The sequence below is a fragment of the Sulfitobacter marinus genome (genome assembly GCF_900116285.1).
Taxonomy (GTDB): domain Bacteria; phylum Pseudomonadota; class Alphaproteobacteria; order Rhodobacterales; family Rhodobacteraceae; genus Sulfitobacter; species Sulfitobacter marinus.
Map to the genome: position 1 here is coordinate 19,181 of NZ_FPAJ01000005.1, position 19,493 is coordinate 38,673.

A 19,493-nucleotide genomic window follows, 5' to 3' on the forward strand; every position below is an offset into this window, starting at 1 on the left:
CATGCAACTAACCCCCCGTGAAAAAGACAAACTGCTGATCGCCATGGCAGCCGAGATCGCGCGCAAGCGCCTTGCCCGTGGCGTGAAACTGAACCACCCCGAAGCCATCGCCCTGATTACCGACACCGTCGTCGAAGGCGCGCGCGATGGCCGCAGCGTCGCCGACATGATGCAGGCCGGTGCCCAAGTCATCACCCGCGATGACTGCATGGAGGGCATCGCCGAGATGATCCACGACGTCCAAGTCGAAGCCACATTTCCTGACGGCACCAAGCTGGTCACCGTCCACAACCCGATCCGCTAGAAAGGTCCCGATATGAAGAAACTAATGATCCTGCCCGCACTGTTCTTGGCCTCTCCCGCGGTGGCGCATCCGGGCTTGCACATCGCCCCGCACGGTGCCGAATGGATGCCCGTATTCATGGGCCTTGCCGTCATCGGCACCGCTGCGGCAGTTGCCCTACGGGCCCGTATCAAAGCCAAAGCGGCGGCCCGCAAATGATCCCCGGCGAGGTTCTCTGCGCCGAGGGCGACATCACCCTGAACGAGGGTCGCGACGCAATCACCCTGATGGTCGCCAACACCGGCGACCGCCCCGTGCAGGTCGGCAGCCACTATCATTTCGCTGAAACCAACCCCGCGTTGGATTTCGACCGCACCGCCGCCCACGGCTGCCGTCTGGACATTGCCGCTGGCACCGCCGTGCGGTTCGAGCCCGGCCAGCGCCGCGAAGTGCAGTTGATCCCACTAGCAGGCGACCGCAAAGTTTTCGGTTTCAACGCCGCAGTGATGGGCGCGCTGTAACGCGCAACAAGGAAAGAGACCGACCATGACCACCAAACTCCCCCGCTCTGAATATGCTGCCATGTACGGCCCGACCACGGGTGATCGTCTACATCTGGCCGACACGGATCTGATTATCGAGGTCGAGCGCGACCTGACGACCTATGGCGAAGAGGTGAAGTTCGGCGGCGGCAAGGTGATCCGCGACGGCATGGGGCAGTCTCAGGTCACGCGGGCGAATGGGGCGGTGGATACCGTGATCACCAACGCACTGATCGTGGATCATTCGGGCATCTACAAGGCGGATGTCGCGCTCAAAGACGGGCGCATCGCGGGGATCGGCAAGGCAGGCAACCCGGACACCCAGCCCAATGTGGATATCATCATCGGACCGGGAACCGAGATTATCGCGGGCGAGGGCCGCATCCTGACCGCAGGCGGGTTTGACAGCCACATCCACTTTATCGCGCCCCAGCAGATGGAGGATTCGCTGCATTCCGGCGTGACCACTTGCTTTGGCGGCGGCACTGGCCCTGCCCATGGCACGCTGGCCACCACCTGCACCCCCGGCCCATGGCACATCGGACGCATGTTGCAGGCGATGGACGGTGTGGTGATGAATATCGGGCTATCGGGCAAGGGCAACGCCAGCCAGCCGGGCGCATTGGTCGAGATGGTCAATGGCGGGGCCTGCGCGCTGAAACTGCACGAGGATTGGGGCACCACCCCTGCCGCCATTGATTGCTGCCTGTCGGTCGCCGATGACATGGACGTGCAGGTGATGATCCACACCGACACGTTGAACGAATCCGGTTTTGTCGAACATACGCTGGCCGCCATGAAAGGCCGTACCATCCACGCCTTCCACACCGAAGGCGCGGGCGGTGGTCACGCGCCGGACATCATCAAGATTTGCGGCGAAGAACATGTTTTGCCCTCGTCCACCAATCCAACGCGCCCCTTCACGGTGAACACGCTAGAAGAGCATCTGGACATGCTGATGGTCTGTCACCACCTTGATAAATCCATCCCCGAAGACGTCGCCTTTGCCGAAAGCCGTATTCGCCGCGAAACGATCGCCGCCGAGGATATCCTGCACGACATCGGCGCGTTTTCGATCATCGCATCCGACAGTCAGGCCATGGGCCGCGTGGGCGAGGTGCTGATCCGTACGTGGCAAACTGCCGATAAGATGCGCAAGCAACGTGGGCGACTGCCAGAGGAAACCGGCGACAATGATAACTTCCGCGTCAAACGCTATATCGCGAAATACACGATCAACCCCGCGATTGCCCATGGCGTCAGTCGCGAGATCGGGTCGGTCGAGGTCGGCAAAAAAGCCGATCTGGTGCTGTGGAACCCCGCATTTTTCGGTGTGAAACCTGAAATGGTGTTGATGTCCGGCATGATCGTGGTTGCACAAATGGGTGACCCGAATGCATCTATCCCCACCCCGCAACCCGTCTATACCCGCCCCATGTTTGGTGCCTACGGCAGCGCATTGCAGCATTGTGCGGTGACATTCATTTCCGAAGCCGCGCAATCAAACGGCTTGCGCGACAGCCTTGGCCTGTCCAAGCAGACCATCGCCGTCAAAAACACCCGCAACATCGGGAAATCCGACCTGATCCACAATTCCGCCACCCCCAAGGTCGAGGTAAACCCGGAAACCTACGAGGTACGTGCGGATGGCGAATTGCTGACCTGCCAACCCGCCGAAACCCTGCCCATGGCACAACGCTATTTCATGTTCTAAGGCCCAGATATGACCGATCTTTCCCCCGCCCACACCATCAAACGCAGCGGACACTGGCGCGATGCAGATGACAGCTGTGTGCTGACCTATGACGACCGGTTCTTACGCCGCAAACGTCTGACAACCGCCCGCGATCAAGGGTTCCTCGTTGATCTGCCCCATACGGAATCCCTGAACCACGGGGACGCGTTTTTGTTGGAAGACGGCAAACTGGTCGAAGTCATCGCCGCCGAAGAAGCGCTGCTGGAAATCAGCGGTGACGATCTGGTGCGGCTGGCATGGCACATCGGCAATCGCCATTACCCCTGTCAGATCGAACCGACGCGGCTGCTGATCCAGAACGATCACGTGATCCGCGACATGCTGGGCAAGCTTGGTGCCACCCTGCGCGATGTGTCCGAACCCTTCCTTCCCGAAGGCGGGGCCTATGGCCAAGGGCGCACCCATAGCCACGCCCATTGATGCAGACCCAAGACATCATCACGTTGGCCCAATGGCTGTCGCCCAGTTTTCCGATTGGCGCGTTCAGCTATAGCCACGGGCTTGAGATGGCTGTGCATGATGGTACCGTCCATGATGCGGCTTCGCTGCAAGCTTGGCTGGGCGATATAATCGCCCACGGTGCAGGTCGGACCGATGCGATCCTTCTAAACGCTGGCTTTCAGGGTGAGGGGTTAGCGTACGTGGATGCGCTGGCGCGTGCTTTGGCACCGTCGGCAGAGCGGCTATCCGAGACCGCACAACAAGGCGCGGCTTTCGTGCGGGTGGTGAATGACGTCTGGGGCCATAATCTGCCGGATTTGACTTTGCCCGTCGCCTTTGGCGCGGCCTGCGCAGCGCAGGAATTACCCGTACGCGACGCCGCGCAGATGTTCCTGCACGCATTCATTAGCGCGCTGGTCTCTGCCGCGATCCGCGCGGTGCCTTTGGGCCAGACCGATGGGCAACGCGTGATCACGGCCCTTGCACCGCTGTGTCGCCAAACGGTCGACACCGCCCTGACCCAAACCATTGACGACATCGGCAGCGCTTGCTTTCTGGCCGACATCGCATCGATGCAACATGAAACGCTTTACTCAAGGATGTTCCAAACATGACTTCACCCCATGGCCCTTTGCGGATCGGAATTGGCGGCCCTGTGGGCGCAGGCAAAACAACGCTGACAGCCGCGCTTTGCCGTGCGATGCGCGATCGCTGGTCCATCGGCGTGATCACCAATGACATCTACACCCAAGAAGACGCCGAAGCCCTGATGCGCATGCAGGTGCTGCCCCAGGACAGGATCATCGGCGTCGAAACCGGCGGCTGCCCGCACACCGCCATTCGCGAGGATGCGTCGATCAATCTGGCAGCTGTGGCGCGGATGCAGGAACGCCATCCCGATCTGGACTGCGTCTTGATTGAATCGGGCGGCGATAATCTGTCTGCAACCTTTAGCCCCGAACTAGCCGATATCACCCTATATGTGATCGACGTGGCCGCAGGCGAGGAAATCCCCCGCAAAGGGGGGCCTGCAATCACCAAGTCCGATATTCTCATCATCAATAAAACCGACCTTGCGCCCTATGTGGGCGCGTCGCTCGAGGTGATGGACCGCGACGCAAAACGGATGCGCGGCGCAGGGCCGTTTGTATTTGCGGCGATGAAAACAGATCAAGGCATTACCGAAGTGCTGGATTTGATCATTCAAATTGGTGGGTTACAGCCGGTTCCTGTTGATTAACAATTTGTAATAAAACTGGCGGATTTCTGCCGTTGGTTAACTGGACGCTTTGATTTTCGCCTCAAATCGTCAAAGCTTCGCCCAGTGTCACGGGGACGGCGGCGCACAGCTTGGACAACCATTGAGGGCAGCAACAAAATGAGCGTGAAACACGCCTTATCGACAAAAATCAGCATTCCATTTCTATGTCTTGGTCTCCTTTTCGCGGCCGGTTGTTCACAGTCGCCGTCAGGGCTGCGGACACTTTCCTCGGCAGACATTAACCCCGAACTACACGCCATAGCGATTCGCGAAGTGCGCAGTTTGCAGTCCCAGGGGCGCCGCGTTTGGTGTGTGCCTTTCGCGCGCAATGCAAGCGGGGTGAATATCCGCGGTAATGCAAACACCTGGTGGGGCAAAGCCAAGGGCCAGTATAGCCGCGGCAAGGAACCGACCGCAGGTGCCGTCATGGCCTTTAAGGCAACCCGCCGCAATCCGATGGGTCATGTCGCAGTGGTATCCAAAGTGGTTTCACCTCGCGAAGTTCTGGTCGACCACGCGAACTGGAAACGCAATAAAATCTCGCTTCAGATGAGCGTCATTGACGTGTCACCGCGCAATGATTGGACCTCGGTACGGTTGGAAAGCCAGTCAAACTCATACGGCAGCGTGTATCCGGTCAATGGGTTCATCTATCCCGACGACCATCTTCATCGAAATAAGCGGACAGCATCCAAACCTGTCTTTGCCCTGATGGAGCGCGGAAGCTAAACGGCGTCAGCCTTGACGTGTCTGCGTATTTTCAGTGCCGCCTAACCTAGCACAAAAAATTGGAAAAGCGGTGATATGCCTAGCATTCACCGCTTTAGACAAAGCCATGTACATTCCAGACACAAGCGATTAGGGACAGCGCAACACTCGGCTGGCGCTGGCGCCATTGCCGTGCCGCGCGCATTTTTTGCCGCCCTTTTTATTCAGTCAGGACTTACCGTTGATCCAAACCATCGCAGACGCGCTTGCCAAACAAGGCTATGAGACACTTACACCCGTACAACAGGCGGTCACCGATCCGGCCCTTGCCGACGCTGACCTCTTGGTATCGGCACAAACCGGATCAGGCAAGACCGTTGGTTTTGGTCTGGCCATCGCGCCAACCTTGCTTGGCGGCTCTGAAAAGTTTGGCCATGCTGGCGCGCCGCTTGCATTGATCATTGCCCCCACCCGCGAATTGGCCATGCAGGTCAGCCGCGAATTAACATGGCTTTATGGACCAGCGGGCGCAATTGTCACGACCTGTGTCGGCGGCATGGACACGCGCACAGAACGGCGTGCGCTGGACCGCGGCGCGCATGTTGTTGTCGCCACGCCGGGGCGCCTGTGCGACCACATCAAACGCAATAACATAAACCTGTCGGACATCCGCGCCGTGGTGCTGGACGAAGCCGACGAAATGCTGGATCTGGGCTTTCGCGAAGAGCTTGAGTTCATCCTGTCGGAAGCGCCAGAAGAACGCCGTACCTTGCTGTTTTCGGCCACGGTTCCCGCTGCCATCGCCAAACTGGCAAAATCCTATCAGCGCGATGCACAGCGCGTCGAAACCGTCGGCGAGAAAAAGCAGCACAGCGATATCGAATATCGCGCATTGAACGTGCACCCGCGCGACACAGAAAACGCGATCATCAACGTGTTGCGGTTCTACGAGGCGAAAAACGCCATCGTGTTCTGTAACACCCGCGCAGCCGTTGCGCGGCTGACCACCAGGTTCACCAATCGCGGTTTCTCGGTCGTGGCATTGTCGGGCGAGTTGACGCAATCCGAACGCACCAACGCATTGCAAGCGTTGCGCGATGGCCGTGCACGCGTCTGCATCGCGACAGATGTTGCGGCACGCGGTATCGATTTGCCCAACCTCGAGCTGGTGATTCACGCCGATCTGCCATCGAACTCTGACACATTGTTGCACCGCTCTGGCCGGACGGGCCGCGCAGGGCGCAAGGGTGTCTCGGCACTGATCGTGCCAGCAAAACTGCGCAGCAAAGCCAACCGTCTGATTGGTGGGGCCAAGCTGAAAGTCGAATGGGCCAATCCACCCTCGGCCGAAGAAGTAAATGCCGAAGATGAAAAACGCTTGCTGGCGGATTCAGCTTGGTCGGACCCGATTCCCGATGACGCGACTGGTTTCGTCGCCAATCTGGTTGACCAATTCAGCGCAGAGCAATTGGCGACGGCGTTTGTGAACCTATACCGCGCACGCCAATCCGCGCCAGAACAACTAGCCGAACCCGGCACACCTGCCGATGAAAAACCGCGTGGCGATTTCGGCCCGTCTGTGTGGTTCTCGATCTCCGTCGGGCGCAATCAGGACGCCGAACCGCGCACCATATTGCCGATGATTTGCCGCATGGGCGATCTGACCAAGGATGACGTGGGCGCAATCCGCGTACAGCCCAGCCATACATTCGTGGAAATTCTTGCCACATCCGAAGCGAAATTCACCAATGCGCTTGGCCCCGATATGAAGGTCGAAGACGGCGCGATTGTTACCAAGCTGGACAAGGCACCTGACCTGTCGCGCGGACCAAAACCCGGCGGCAAACGCGGACCAAGACCTAATCGCGGCCCCCGTCCCGATCGCGCGCCGCGCCCTGCCTATGATCCTGATGCCCCACGGGCCCCGCGCAAACCGCGCGCGGAGACCGCAGAAGCGCCAGTTGCCTACACTGAAAAGCCACGCGGTTCAAAACCGCAAGGCGATAAACCCAAGTTCGATAAGCCGCGCGCACGCAAAGGCGAGCGCCCGCCAAAATCGCACAAGACCGAGCGCAGCCCGATGAAGCCGGGTGCCGCGCCCAAACCAAAGTCGAACCCGAAACCCGACGCATTTGACAAACCGGCAGGCAAGCCAAAGGCAAAAGCAGTCTGGAAAAAAGAGAAACCAGCCGCGCCGCGCGGTGATGCAAAGCCGGCGGCAGACAAGCCGTTCAAAGCACGCGCGTCTGATCCGTCGAAACGTTTCGTGCCGCCAAACAAACTAGGCCAAGCTGGCAGTAAGCCAAAGGGTGGTAAACCCGCTGGCCGACCCAAGGGCGGCGAAGGCGCACCAAAGCGCGCGAAAAGCAGCTTCCGTCCAAAGTAAGATACGCTTGAGCACGCGGACGACACCGCGTGCTCAAGTATTAACCAACATTAGCGAAACCATTCGGAATTTTTCAAAAATTCCGGCCCGTTTTCTTTCAAAGAAAACGTCGCCACATAGCTGATATTAGCGAAAGTTTGATGATTGGCACGCCATTTGGACCTAAAGGTAGGTATCGACTGGCCCTACAGTACACTTCCCATTTAGGCTGATGTTATGTCAAAGGGGCTGTATACCTACCCCCTCATTTTCCTCATGTTCGAAAGGTCAGCCAATGGACGGTACATTCAATGAGAACGACATCTCCCGTATTGTCGAGGCAGACCGCGCGCATATCTGGCATCACCTAAGCCAGCATAAACCCTATGAAACCACCGATCCCCGCATCATTGTCGAGGGCAAGGGCATGCGGGTCTGGGACCAAACCGGCAAAGAGCATCTGGATGCCGTGTCGGGTGGCGTGTGGACCGTCAACGTCGGCTATGGCCGCGAAAGCATTGCCAACGCCGTGCGCGACCAGCTGGTCAAGTTGAACTACTTTGCGGGTTCTGCCGGGTCGATCCCTGGGTCGATTTTTGCCGAAAAGCTGATCGAAAAAATGCCGGGGATGAGCCGCGTTTATTATTGCAACTCAGGTTCGGAAGCGAACGAAAAGGGTTTCAAGATGGTACGCCAGATCGCGCACAAGCGTTATGGTGGCAAAAAGCACAAGATCCTGTACCGCGACCGCGACTATCATGGCACGACAATCGCGTGCTTGTCGGCGGGCGGGCAGGACGAGCGTAATGCGCAATACGGCCCCTTCACCGATGGCTTTGTGCGCGTGCCACATTGTCTTGAGTATCGTAAATTCGAACAAGACGGCGCGCCTGATGAAAACTACGGCGTGTGGGCCGCAGATCAGATCGAAAAGGTTATCCTTGCCGAAGGGCCCGATACTGTTGGCGCGCTATGCCTTGAACCTGTGACCGCTGGCGGCGGTGTCATCACCCCACCGGATGGCTATTGGGACCGTGTTCAGGAAATTTGCCGCAAATATGATATTCTGCTGCACATCGACGAGGTCGTCTGCGGCGTGGGTCGCACCGGAGAATGGTTCGGCTATCAGCACTACGGCATCAAACCTGATATGGTAACGATGGCCAAAGGTGTGGCCTCCGGCTATGCCGCCATCGCCTGTCTTGTGACCACCGAGGAGGTGTTCAACATGTTCAAGGATGATGCCGCCGACCCGATGAACTATTTCCGCGATATCTCCACCTTTGGTGGCTGTACTGCAGGCCCGACAGCGGGCATCGAAAACATGGCGATCATTGAGCGTGAAAACCTGCTGCAGAACACCACCGATATGGGTAACTATATGCTGGAGCAGCTGGAAGAGCTGTCCGACAAGTATTCGGTCATTGGTCAAGTCCGCGGCAAAGGCTTGTTCCTGGGGGCCGAACTGGTCGAAGACCGCACCACCCGTGTGCCAGTCGCTGAAAAACTCGTGCAGGCTGTCGTCGCCGATTGTATGGCGCAAGGGGTGATTATCGGGGCCACCAACCGGTCCTTGCCGGGCAAAAACAACACGCTGTGTTTCAGCCCTGCCCTGATCGCAAAGAAAGATGATATCGACGAAATCATCACAGCTGTAGATAATGCCATGGGCCGCGTGTTCGGCTAAAAGAACGCTGCTATCAGATGTGCCCAAGGCGGGCGCATCTCGCACATTATCAGCCAATTATTGCCCATCCTAAAATTAGGCTGGAACTATTTTGACCATGCTGCGTTTAGTAAATGAACACAACTTGGAGAATGCCATGAAAAAGTTTCTATTGATCCTGCCGCTGGTCGGCGCAGTTGCCGCTTGCGAAACACAAAACCAGTCTGCTTTGACCGGTGCCGCTGCAGGTGCCGCCTTGGGTGCCGTCGTTTCCAACGACAGTGATCGCGCTAAAGGCGCTGTTCTGGGTGGCTTGGCTGGCGCGGCCGCTGGCGGATATCTGGGCCGTGCCTCGAATGGTCAGTGCGTTTACCAAAACTCTGCCGGCCAACGTTACACGGCTGCTTGCCCATAAGAATTACTGCCGTGCAACCGGCACGTCATCAGGCCTCGGCATACGCCGGGGCCTTTTTCGTTGTGCCGCATTTCATTCAGTATGCGGATAATACCAGATTGCGACACATCTAAGTCCAGCTTAGGGTGGCGCTATGGCCCTTCCTGTCGAAACATTCTTTCTGCACCCCGATGCGCAGGGCACTCTGCAGCAGCAGATACAGCAGATGATCGCCCAAGGGATTCTGACCGGGCGCTTCGGCACCGGTGAAAAACTACCCTCTACCCGCAGTCTGGCCCGACATCTTGGGATCAGCCGTATTACGGTGACAATTGCCTATACTGAACTGCTGGCGAATGACTATCTGACCTCCAAGGGAAGGTCCGGCTATTACGTCTCGGAAAACGCGCCAGCCCCGCCACAGTTTTCCCCCGCAGCAGACACACCCGACGCCGTCGACTGGACGCGCGCCATCGGGCAACGTTTCAGTGGCGGCGTCACCCCAGTCAAACCGCAAAACTGGGGGAAATACCGCTATCCTTTCATTTACGGCCAAGCAGACCCCACGCTGTTTGATCACGCGAATTGGCGGCTTTGCGCGCTTCAGGCCTTGGGGCAACGCGATTTCACGACGCTGACGACAGATTACTATGATCAGGACGACCCCAAACTGATCGAATTCATTGCCCGCCATTCCCTGCCGCGCCGGGGCATCTCGGCCCGGCCCGAACAGATATTGATCACGCTAGGGGCGCAGAATGCCTTGTGGCTGACCGCACAAGTCCTGCTAACACAGCGGCGGCGCGCAGCGCTTGAAGATCCCTGTTATCCCGCGCTTCGCGATATCCTGACGCAATCGCGTTGCCATGTGTCGCCTGTGCAGGTCGACCACGAGGGGCTGATACCCGATGCCATCCCGGATGATACCGATGTGATCTTTACCACACCCAGCCACCAATGCCCCACAACAGCGACCATGCCAATGCAGCGGCGGCGCGCCTTGCTGGAACGGGCCCGTGCGTTGGATGCATTGATCGTCGAGGATGACTACGAGTTCGAGATGTCGTTTCTGAAATCCCCTTCTCCGTCGCTCAAATCGCTCGATCAGGACGGGCGTGTGATCTATGTGGGCAGCTTTTCCAAATCGCTGTTTCCCGGTCTGCGCCTTGGCTATCTGGTCGGGTCAGAGCCATTCATCCGCGAGGCGCGCGCCCTGCGCGCATCCGTGCTGCGCCACCCGCCGGGGCACATCCAGCGCACGGCGGCCTATTTCTTGTCGCTTGGTCACTACGACGCACTGGTGCGCCGGATGAGCAACGCTTTGCACGGCCGCCGCACGGTGATGGAGGACGCGATCAAGGCCAATGATCTGCAAATCGCCGGGCGTGGTGCCTATGGCGGATCGTCGTTTTGGATGCAGGCACCCGACCATGTCCGAACCGAAGATCTGGCCGTTCGGTTGCGGGCAAAATCCGTGCTGATCGAACCCGGTGCCCCGTTTTTCAATGGCAATGCCCCGCCGCAAAACTATTACCGTTTGGCCTATTCATCGATCCCGTCCACGCAGATCGCAGCTGGCATTGCGCATATCGCACAGGAAATTCACGACATGGGTTAAACTGGCCTTATTCAGCACCCCTTGCTGGCCCTAACCCGTACCTGCCCCAACCCCTACTGTGCCCACAATTCAAAATCACCGCCAAGGATGCCCCCAGACATGAAGATGACCACCGAAGAAGCCTTTGTGAAAACACTTCAGATGCATGGCATCGACAATGCGTTTGGCATTATCGGTTCGGCCATGATGCCGATCTCTGATATTTTTCCGGATGCGGGTATTACGTTCTGGGATTGCGCCCACGAAGGCAGCGCTGGCATGATGGCCGACGGCTTCACCCGCGCGACCGGCAAGATGTCGATGATGATCGCCCAAAACGGCCCCGGTATTACCAACTTTGTCACAGCCGTGAAAACCGCCTATTGGAACCACACGCCCTGCCTTTTGGTCACGCCCCAAGCCGCGAACAAAACCATCGGCCAAGGCGGTTTCCAAGAGATGGAGCAGATGAACCTGTTCGCCGATTGCGTCGCCTACCAAGAAGAGGTTCGCGACCCGTCCCGCATCGCAGAAACATTGAACCGTGTCATCATGCAGGCCAAACGCGCGTCGGCCCCCGCGCAGATCAACGTGCCGCGTGATTTCTGGACTCAAGTCATCGACATCGACCTGCCCGAGATTGTCGCGTTCGAGCGCCCCTCAGGCGGTGAAGTGGCCATCGCCAAGGCGGCAAAGCTGCTATCGAATGCCAAGTTCCCGGTGATCCTGAATGGCGCTGGAGTGGTGTTGGCGCAAGGCGGCATCGAAGCGAGTAAACTGTTGGCCGAACGTCTGTCTGCGCCTGTTTGCGTCGGCTACCAACATAACGATGCTTTCCCCGGCGGGCACCCACTTTTTGCCGGTCCCTTGGGCTATAACGGGTCCAAAGCAGGGATGGAGCTCATCGCGAAAGCCGATGTCGTGCTGGCCCTTGGCACCCGGTTGAACCCGTTTTCCACTTTGCCCGGCTATGGCATGGATTACTGGCCAGCCGATGCGAAAATCATCCAGGTCGACATCAACCCCGACCGCATCGGCCTGACCAAAAAGGTCAGCGTCGGTATTGTCGGCGACGCCACCAAAGTGGCTACCGCGCTACTGGAAAACCTGTTCGGCACCGCTGGCGACGAGGGGCGTGAAGACCGCAAAGCCACCATCGGCGAGACCAAATCGAAATGGGCACAACAACTGTCGGGCATGGACCACGAAGACGACGATCCCGGCACCAGCTGGAATGAACGCGCGCGTGCGGACAAACCCGACTGGATGAGCCCTCGCATGGCGTGGCGCGCGATCCAATCGGCGCTGCCAGCCAACGCGATTATCTCGTCTGACATCGGCAACAACTGCGCAATCGGCAACGCCTATCCATCATTTGACGAGGGCCGCAAATATCTGGCACCGGGCCTATTTGGCCCTTGTGGTTATGGCCTGCCTGCTATTGTGGGTGCCAAGATCGGCTGCCGTGATGTGCCGGTTGTCGGCTTTGCCGGCGATGGTGCCTTTGGCATTTCGGTCAACGAACTAACCGCCATCGGGCGCGGCGAATGGCCTGCGGTGACCCAAGTCGTCTTCCGCAACTACCAGTGGGGTGCTGAAAAGCGTAACTCGACCCTGTGGTTCGATGATAACTTTGTCGGGACCGAGCTGGACGAAGATGTATCCTATGCCGGGATCGCGCAGTCTTGTGGCCTGCAAGGTGTCATCGCCCGCAATATGGACGAACTGACCGCAGCGCTGAACAAGGCGATCGACGATCAGATGAACCATGGCAAAACCACCCTGATCGAGGCGATGATCAATCAGGAACTGGGCGAGCCTTTCCGCCGCGATGCGATGAAAAAGCCGGTCTCGGTCGCGGGTATCAGCAAAGATGACATGCGCCCGCAGACGGTCTAGCGCGTGCCGGCCCGCCATATCCTTGTGATCAATGCAGGGTCGTCGTCGATCAAGACGGCCCTGTTTGACGATGACCTGACCGAAATCCTGCGGGTCGAGGCCACAGGTATTGGTGGAACAGGTGCCGTCAAAATCGGGGCGACCACTGACCCCGCCGACTTGCCCAACAATGCCGCAGCGCTTGCCGCGATTTTTGCCGCGTTGACGCAGCAAGGTATCTCTCTCAGTTCGTTACGTGCTGTCGCGCATCGGGTGGTCCATGGCGGTGCCACGCTGACTGCGGCCCGCCGTATCACGCCAAAAATCCGCCAAGCCATCGCGGACTGCGTGCCCCTTGCCCCACTGCACAACCCGCATCATCTGGCAGCGATTGACGCCGTCGCGGCCCTCGCACCGGAGTTGCCGCAATGCGCCAGTTTCGACACGGCGTTTCATGCCACGATCCCTGACGTCGCCCGCCGCTATGCCTTGCCTGACCGGCCCGACCTGCAGGGCCTGCAACGCTACGGTTTTCACGGCACCAGCTATGCCTCCCTTGTGCGCGCTCTGCCCCGGCAAATCGGCACACTGCCGAAACGATTGCTGGCCTGCCACCTTGGCAACGGCGCGTCGCTTTGCGCGATCCTTGAGGGGCAAAGCGTGGCAACGACGATGGGCTACTCTCCGCTGTCAGGCCTGACCATGGGGACGCGGGTTGGCGAGATCGACGCCGGTGCCGTGCTGCGCCTTGTCGGCCAGCTAGGGCTGGATGAAACCGAAACGCTGCTGCATCATCAATCCGGCCTGCTGGGCCTGTCAGGCCTTAGCTCGGACATGCGTACGCTGGAGCAGAGCGATAGCCCAAAAGCGGCCTTTGCCATTGATCATTTCTGCTATTGGGCCGCGCGGCAGGCTGGGTCCATGATTGCGGCCATGGGTGGGCTGGATGCTGTCGCCTTTACAGGGGGCATCGGCGAAAATTCAGCCCGCATTCGGAACGACATTCTTGACAAGCTTTCATGGATGGGAAACTTTCCCAGTTATACCGTTGAGGCGCAGGAAGAAATTCAGATCGCGCGCGACGCCCGGACCCTTCTGAACGCTGATCAAAGAGAGCAAGAATGACGCATAAGCAACCCGTTCTTGACCTTAGCCCGCCGGTGTCCGACGAAATTCGCAAGACAACCTGCTATATGTGCGCCTGCCGCTGCGGCATCAACGTGCATATGAAAACCAACGCCGATGGCGACATGAGGGTCGCCTATATCGAGGGCAACCGCGATCATCCGATCAACAAGGGCGTGCTATGCGCCAAGGGCAGCGCCGGCATCATGCAACACAACGCCCCCGCCCGGCTGCGTAAACCCCTGAAACGGGTGGGCGAACGCGGCTCGGGCGAGTTCGAGGAAATCGAATGGGACGAGGCGCTAGAAATCGCGACCGATTGGCTTGCGCCTTTGCGCGCCGATGCACCTGAAAAGCTGGCGTTTTTCACCGGCCGCGACCAGTCGCAAAGCTTCACCTCGTTTTGGGCGCAGAATTTTGGCACCCCCAATTATGCGGCACACGGCGGGTTCTGTTCGGTCAATATGGCGGCGGCGGGCATCTATACGATGGGCGGCGCGTTCTGGGAATTTGGCCAACCCGATTGGGACCACACCAAACTGTTCATGCTGTTCGGCGTCGCCGAGGATCACGACAGCAACCCCATCAAGATGGGTATCGGCAAGATCAAGGCACGCGGCGCGAGGGTGATCGGTGTGAATCCCATTCGCACCGGATATAACGCCGTGGCCGATGATTGGGTCGGCATCACCCCCGGCACGGATGGGTTGTTTATCCTGTCGATGATCCACTGCCTGATGAAGGCGGGGCGCATGGATCTGGATTACCTTGCGCGGTTCACTGATGCGCCGGTTCTGGTAAACGGTGACCCCGCATCGCCCGAGTTCGGCCTGTTCCTACGCGACGCAGATGGCAAGCAGCAGGTGATCTGCCGCAAGACCGGCACGCTCACCGCATTTGACAAACCCGGCGTGCGTCCTGATCTGTCCGCCACCCATGTCGCTGAAGGCATCACCCATCGCCCGGTCTTTCATCAGATGGCCGAAAAATACCTAAGCGACGATTATGCCCCCGAAGCGGTGGCCGAACGCTGCGGCATCCCCGCCACTCGCATCCGGGCCATCGCCGCTGAAATCGCGCGCGTCGCCTTTGACGAGGCATTCGAGCTGGACCAGGAATGGACGGATTTCCGCGGCGACGTGCACAAAACCATGACCGGTCGCCCGGTGTCATTCCACGCCATGCGCGGAATTTCCGCCCATGCCAACGGGTTTCAAACCTGCCGCGCGCTCCATACTCTCCAGATCATTCTTGGCACGGTCGAGGTTCCCGGCGGCTTTCGTTTCAAGCCGCCCTACCCCAAACCCGCCACCGCGCATCCCAAACCCCATTGCGGCGTAACGCCCGACCAACCGCTGGATGGCCCGCATCTGGGCTTTGTCCAGGGCCCTGAAGATCTGGCCCTAAAGGCAGACGGCAGCCCCGTACGCATCGACAAAGCCTTCACTTGGGAAAACCCGATGAGCGCCCACGGCTTGATGCATATGGTAATCTCGAACGCCCATTCCGGTGATCCGTACAAGATCGACACACTGTTCATGTATATGGCCAATATGTCGTGGAATTCGTCGATGAACACCGGCGGCGTCATGAGAATGCTAACGGACAAAAATGACAGCGGCGACTATGTCATCCCACGCATTATCTACTCCGATGCCTATAGCTCGGAAATGGTGGCATTTGCTGATCTGATCCTGCCCGACACCACCTATCTGGAACGTCATGACTGCATCAGCCTGCTTGATCGTCCGATCTGCGAGGCAGACGCCGCCGCTGATGCGATCCGCTGGCCGGTTGTCGAACCCGACCGCGACGTGCGCGGCTTTCAATCGGTGCTCTGTGATCTTGGTGCGCGGCTTGGCCTGCCCGGTTTTGTTGACGATACGGGCGCGCAAAAATATGCTGACTATGCGGATTACATTACCAGTCACGAACGCCGACCCGGCATTGGCCCGCTTGCCGGTTTTCGTGGTGAGGATGGCAACCAAGCAGGCCGCGGTGCGCCAAACCCTGATCAACTGAAACGATACATCGAAAACGGCGGTTTTTTCACCCATCACATCCCCGACGCTGCACTGTATTACAAACCTTGGAACACCGCTTATCAGGATTGGGCCGTGGAAACCGGCATCTACGACACGCCGCAACCCTACCTCTTTTCGCTCTATATCGAACCCTTGCGCCGCTTTCAGCTCGCAGCCGAAGGCCACGGCGATCGCCAGCCCCCCGATCATCTACGCGACCGCATCAAACACACGATGTCACCGCTGCCAATCTGGTACGAGACGGACCAAGACGGCAACGAAGGCTTTAATATCACCGCGCTCACACAACGCCCCATGGCGATGTACCACAGTTGGGGCAGCCAAAACGCATGGCTTCGCCAGATCCACGGCCATAACCCGCTTTACCTGCCGACCAAGCTGATGCGCAAAAATGGCCTCCAAGACGGTGACTGGGCACGCGTCACTTCCCCCCATGGTGAAATCAAAGTACCGGTTCTCGAAATGGCCGCGCTGAACGAAAACACCGTCTGGACATGGAACGCCATCGGCAAACGCAAAGGCGCTTGGGCGCTCGATGATGCCGCACCCGAAGCGACCAAAGGCTTCCTGCTGAACCACCTGATCCACGAGCTTTTGCCACCCAAGGGCGACGGCCTGCGCTGGTCCAACTCGGACCCGATCACAGGCCAAGCCGCTTGGTTCGACCTCAAAGTCAGGATCGAGAAAACCGCACCGCTAATACAATCCGAACCCGTCACTCCCAACCAAAATTCACCCGCCCCCGCCGCGCCGAAAAACCTCGCCTGGAAATCCAGATAACCCCTTCTCTGGCTCTTAAATATCCCGGGGGTATGGGGGCTGGCCCCCACTCCCCCAACAGCAAAGCAAACACCACATGACCGAACTGCCACAAATCACCCAGAAAAAACTCGGTCTCGTGATCGACTTGGATACCTGTGTCGGCTGCCATGCCTGCGTGATCTCGTGCAAAGGGTGGAACACCGAAAACTACGGCGCGCCGCTCTCGGACCAAGATGCTTATGGTGCGGCCCCCTCTGGCACCTTCCTGAACCGCGTGCACAGTTACGAGGTCCAGCCCGACACTGGCCCCGCGCAACTGGTGCATTTCCCCAAATCCTGCCTGCATTGCGAGGACGCACCCTGCGTCACCGTCTGTCCTACCGGGGCCAGCTACAAGCGCAAAGAGGACGGGATCGTGCTGGTCAACGAGACCGACTGCATCGGCTGCGGGTTATGCGCGTGGGCCTGCCCCTACGGTGCGCGCGAGTTGGACCAAGCCGCTGGTGTGATGAAGAAATGTACCCTCTGCGTTGACCGCATCTATAACGACAACCTCCCCGAGGAAGACCGTATTCCCGCCTGCGTGCGCACTTGCCCGTCGGGTGCTCGGCATTTTGGAGACTTGGGCGATCCTGATAGCGACGTCAGCCAGTTGGTTACCGCGCGGGGCGGCGTCGATCTGATGCCCGAACAAGGCACCAAGCCGGTGAACAAATACCTGCCCCCCCGGCCCAAAGATCAAATGCCCGAAATTGATGTACTTGCCCCTTTCCTCGCGCCGATAGACCAAGAACCCAAAGGGTTCCTTGGCTGGCTTGACCGTACTTTGGATAGGCTCTGATGCATCCCGCACCCTCAGTCATCTTTTTCAGCGTATTTTCCGGACTTGGGTTCGGCCTTCTGTTTTGGTTGGGGCTGGGCTGGCCCTCGCCGACCGGCGTTGTGGCCTTTGTCTTTTTCGCCATCGCCTATCTACTCGCCGTTGGTGGGCTTATTGCGTCCACCTTCCATCTGGGCCGTCCCGAACGCGCGCTCAAGGCATTTACCCAGTGGAAAACCAGCTGGCTTAGCCGCGAAGCAATCTGCGCCGTGGCGGCCTTGCTGCTGATGGCGATCTACGGGGCCGGTGCCGTGTTCCTAGATGAGAACTGGCGCGTCATCGGCGTTCTGGGTGGCGTGCTGTCACTTGGCACCGTTTTCACCACCTCGATGATTTACACGCAGCTCAAGACGATTCCTCGGTGGCACAGCCCCCTAACCCCGCTGAATTTTCTGTCGCTTTCCATTGCGGGCGGGGCCTTGCTTGCGGGGCAAGTTACTTGGGCGCTCTGGCTGATCGTCATCGCGGGCGGCGTTCAACTGGCGACGTGGATCATCGGCGACAGGCGTTTTACGGCGTCAGGCACCACCCTCGCCACAGCGACGCAGTTGGGTCAAATCGGATCCGTGCGCGCGTTCGAGCCGCCGCACACCGGCACCAACTATCTGTTGCGTGAATTTGTCTATGTGATCGGGCGCAAACACGCCTTCAAACTGCGCGTTATTGCCTTGCTGCTGATGACCATCTTGCCCGTCATCCTGCTGTTGATTCCGTTTTCACATGTCGCTGGCGGTTTGGCTGTTCTGGCACATGTGGCAGGGGTGCTAACGGCGCGCTGGCTGTTCTTTGCACAGGCCGAACATGTTGTCGGCCTCTATTACGGCAAACGTTAAAAAGGCGACGCAGGGTGAGGGTACACCTTACGCCGCCATGGTCTAGAATCCGCGTTTGTTAGTTCATCAGCCCGGCGTGACGCAGACCGGCATTCACCAATGCCTTGGTCCCGTCCGTCAGCGGCACCAGCGGCAAACGCACCTCGTCCGAGCACAAACCCAGCTGGGCCATCGCATATTTCACGCCAACAAGACCCGGTTCGGTAAAGATTGCTTTGTGCAATGGCATCAAAGCATCCTGAATTTTCAACGCGGCGGCATAATCCCCCGCAAGGCAAAGCGCCTGCATCTGGCTGATCAGCTTGGGCGCGACATTCGCGGTTACCGAAATACAGCCAACACCGCCTTGGGCGTTGAATCCGTGCGCGGTAGCGTCCTCGCCCGAAAGCTGGACGAAATCCGGCCCGCACAGCATCCGCTGGTCACAGACCCGCGCCAGATCACCGGTCGCATCCTTGACACCGACGATGCGCGGCAACTTGGCCAGCTCGGCCATGGTGGCGGGCATCATGTCCACAACCGAACGGCCGGGGATGTTATAGATGATGATCGGCAAACCGCAGGCTTCGTGGATCGCGGTGAAATGCGCGATCAGCCCCGCTTGTGTCGGCTTGTTATAGTATGGCGTCACCACCAGTACCGCATCAGCCCCGACGCTTTCGGCGTGCTTGGCCAAGCGAATGCTTTCGGTCGTGTTATTCGATCCCGCGCCTGCAAGAACAGGGATCCGCCCTGCAGCGGCCTTGACCACTTCGGCGACAACAGTTTCATGTTCGGCATGGGTCAACGTAGGAGATTCACCGGTGGTACCAACAGGCACCAACCCGTTTGATCCTTCGGCGATGTGCCACTCAACCAGTTTCTTGAGCGTGTCCAAATCCAGCGCGCCGTTCATAAACGGCGTGACGAGTGCAGGCAGAGAACCTTGTAACATATGCACGCTCCTTTTCTTGCGTT

The 19,493-nt window shown here is 58.8% G+C and carries 18 protein-coding genes; 17 read left to right on the forward strand and 1 reads right to left on the reverse strand.

Annotation, left to right across the window (positions count from 1 at the left end; translation table 11 throughout):
* Position 1: 1 nt before the first annotated feature.
* The 17 genes from BM347_RS13990 (at position 2) to BM347_RS14070 (ending at position 18,536) form a co-directional block, all read left to right on the forward strand.
* Positions 2-304, forward strand: coding sequence for an urease subunit gamma (locus tag BM347_RS13990; RefSeq protein WP_093917124.1), 303 nt, complete (start codon positions 2-4; stop codon positions 302-304).
* A 12-nt stretch (positions 305-316) separates the two neighbouring features.
* On the forward strand, positions 317-502 hold the full coding sequence (locus BM347_RS13995) for a hypothetical protein (protein WP_093917125.1): 186 nt from the start codon (positions 317-319) through the stop codon (positions 500-502).
* On the forward strand, positions 499-804 hold the full coding sequence (locus tag BM347_RS14000; protein ID WP_093917126.1) for an urease subunit beta: 306 nt from the start codon (positions 499-501) through the stop codon (positions 802-804). Before BM347_RS13995 ends, BM347_RS14000 begins: the two co-directional genes overlap by 4 nt.
* Before the next feature lie 25 nt (positions 805-829).
* The gene (gene ureC, locus BM347_RS14005; protein WP_093917127.1) at positions 830-2,539 is read left to right on the forward strand and encodes an urease subunit alpha; all 1,710 of its coding nucleotides are present in this window, start codon (positions 830-832) and stop codon (positions 2,537-2,539) included.
* A gap of 9 nt (positions 2,540-2,548) precedes the next feature.
* Entirely contained in the window at positions 2,549-3,001 is a 453-nt protein-coding gene (locus BM347_RS14010) for an urease accessory protein UreE (protein WP_093917128.1), read from the forward strand.
* A complete protein-coding gene (locus tag BM347_RS14015; RefSeq protein ID WP_093917129.1) occupies positions 3,001-3,636 on the forward strand; it encodes an urease accessory protein UreF in 636 nt (211 codons plus the stop codon). The genes BM347_RS14010 and BM347_RS14015 overlap by 1 nt, the downstream gene beginning before the upstream one ends.
* Positions 3,633-4,262, forward strand: coding sequence for an urease accessory protein UreG (gene ureG / locus BM347_RS14020; RefSeq protein WP_093917130.1), 630 nt, complete (start codon positions 3,633-3,635; stop codon positions 4,260-4,262). Before BM347_RS14015 ends, ureG begins: the two co-directional genes overlap by 4 nt.
* A 138-nt stretch (positions 4,263-4,400) precedes the next feature.
* Positions 4,401-5,012: a CHAP domain-containing protein gene (locus tag BM347_RS14025; RefSeq protein ID WP_093917131.1), complete on the forward strand. Its 612-nt coding sequence runs from the start codon at positions 4,401-4,403 to the stop codon at positions 5,010-5,012.
* Between the two features lie 220 nt (positions 5,013-5,232).
* Positions 5,233-7,377 carry a DEAD/DEAH box helicase gene (locus BM347_RS14030; protein ID WP_093917132.1) on the forward strand — a complete coding sequence of 715 codons (2,145 nt, stop codon included), beginning with the start codon at positions 5,233-5,235 and terminating at the stop codon, positions 7,375-7,377.
* 274 nt (positions 7,378-7,651) lie between these two features.
* Entirely contained in the window at positions 7,652-9,043 is a 1,392-nt protein-coding gene (locus tag BM347_RS14035) for an aminotransferase family protein (RefSeq protein WP_093917133.1), read from the forward strand.
* A 136-nt stretch (positions 9,044-9,179) separates the two neighbouring features.
* Entirely contained in the window at positions 9,180-9,437 is a 258-nt protein-coding gene (locus tag BM347_RS14040; protein ID WP_093917321.1) for a glycine zipper 2TM domain-containing protein, read from the forward strand.
* 133 nt (positions 9,438-9,570) lie between these two features.
* A complete protein-coding gene (gene pdxR, locus BM347_RS14045; protein WP_093917134.1) occupies positions 9,571-11,034 on the forward strand; it encodes a MocR-like pyridoxine biosynthesis transcription factor PdxR in 1,464 nt (487 codons plus the stop codon).
* A gap of 99 nt (positions 11,035-11,133) precedes the next feature.
* Positions 11,134-12,912, forward strand: a complete 1,779-nt coding sequence (xsc, locus tag BM347_RS14050; protein ID WP_093917135.1) for a sulfoacetaldehyde acetyltransferase — start codon at positions 11,134-11,136, stop codon at positions 12,910-12,912.
* A 3-nt stretch (positions 12,913-12,915) separates the two neighbouring features.
* Positions 12,916-14,016 carry an acetate/propionate family kinase gene (locus BM347_RS14055; protein WP_093917136.1) on the forward strand — a complete coding sequence of 367 codons (1,101 nt, stop codon included), beginning with the start codon at positions 12,916-12,918 and terminating at the stop codon, positions 14,014-14,016.
* Positions 14,013-16,841: a molybdopterin oxidoreductase family protein gene (locus BM347_RS14060; RefSeq protein WP_093917137.1), complete on the forward strand. Its 2,829-nt coding sequence runs from the start codon at positions 14,013-14,015 to the stop codon at positions 16,839-16,841. The genes BM347_RS14055 and BM347_RS14060 overlap by 4 nt, the downstream gene beginning before the upstream one ends.
* A gap of 76 nt (positions 16,842-16,917) precedes the next feature.
* The gene (locus tag BM347_RS14065; RefSeq protein WP_093917138.1) at positions 16,918-17,664 is read left to right on the forward strand and encodes a 4Fe-4S dicluster domain-containing protein; all 747 of its coding nucleotides are present in this window, start codon (positions 16,918-16,920) and stop codon (positions 17,662-17,664) included.
* Positions 17,664-18,536, forward strand: a complete 873-nt coding sequence (locus BM347_RS14070; RefSeq protein WP_093917139.1) for a dimethyl sulfoxide reductase anchor subunit family protein — start codon at positions 17,664-17,666, stop codon at positions 18,534-18,536. The genes BM347_RS14065 and BM347_RS14070 overlap by 1 nt, the downstream gene beginning before the upstream one ends.
* Positions 18,537-18,594: 58 nt before the next feature.
* On the opposite strand, the gene dapA is transcribed toward BM347_RS14070, so the two are convergent.
* Positions 18,595-19,470 carry a 4-hydroxy-tetrahydrodipicolinate synthase gene (gene dapA, locus BM347_RS14075; protein WP_093917140.1) on the reverse strand — a complete coding sequence of 292 codons (876 nt, stop codon included), beginning with the start codon at positions 19,468-19,470 and terminating at the stop codon, positions 18,595-18,597.
* Positions 19,471-19,493: the final 23 nt, after the last annotated feature.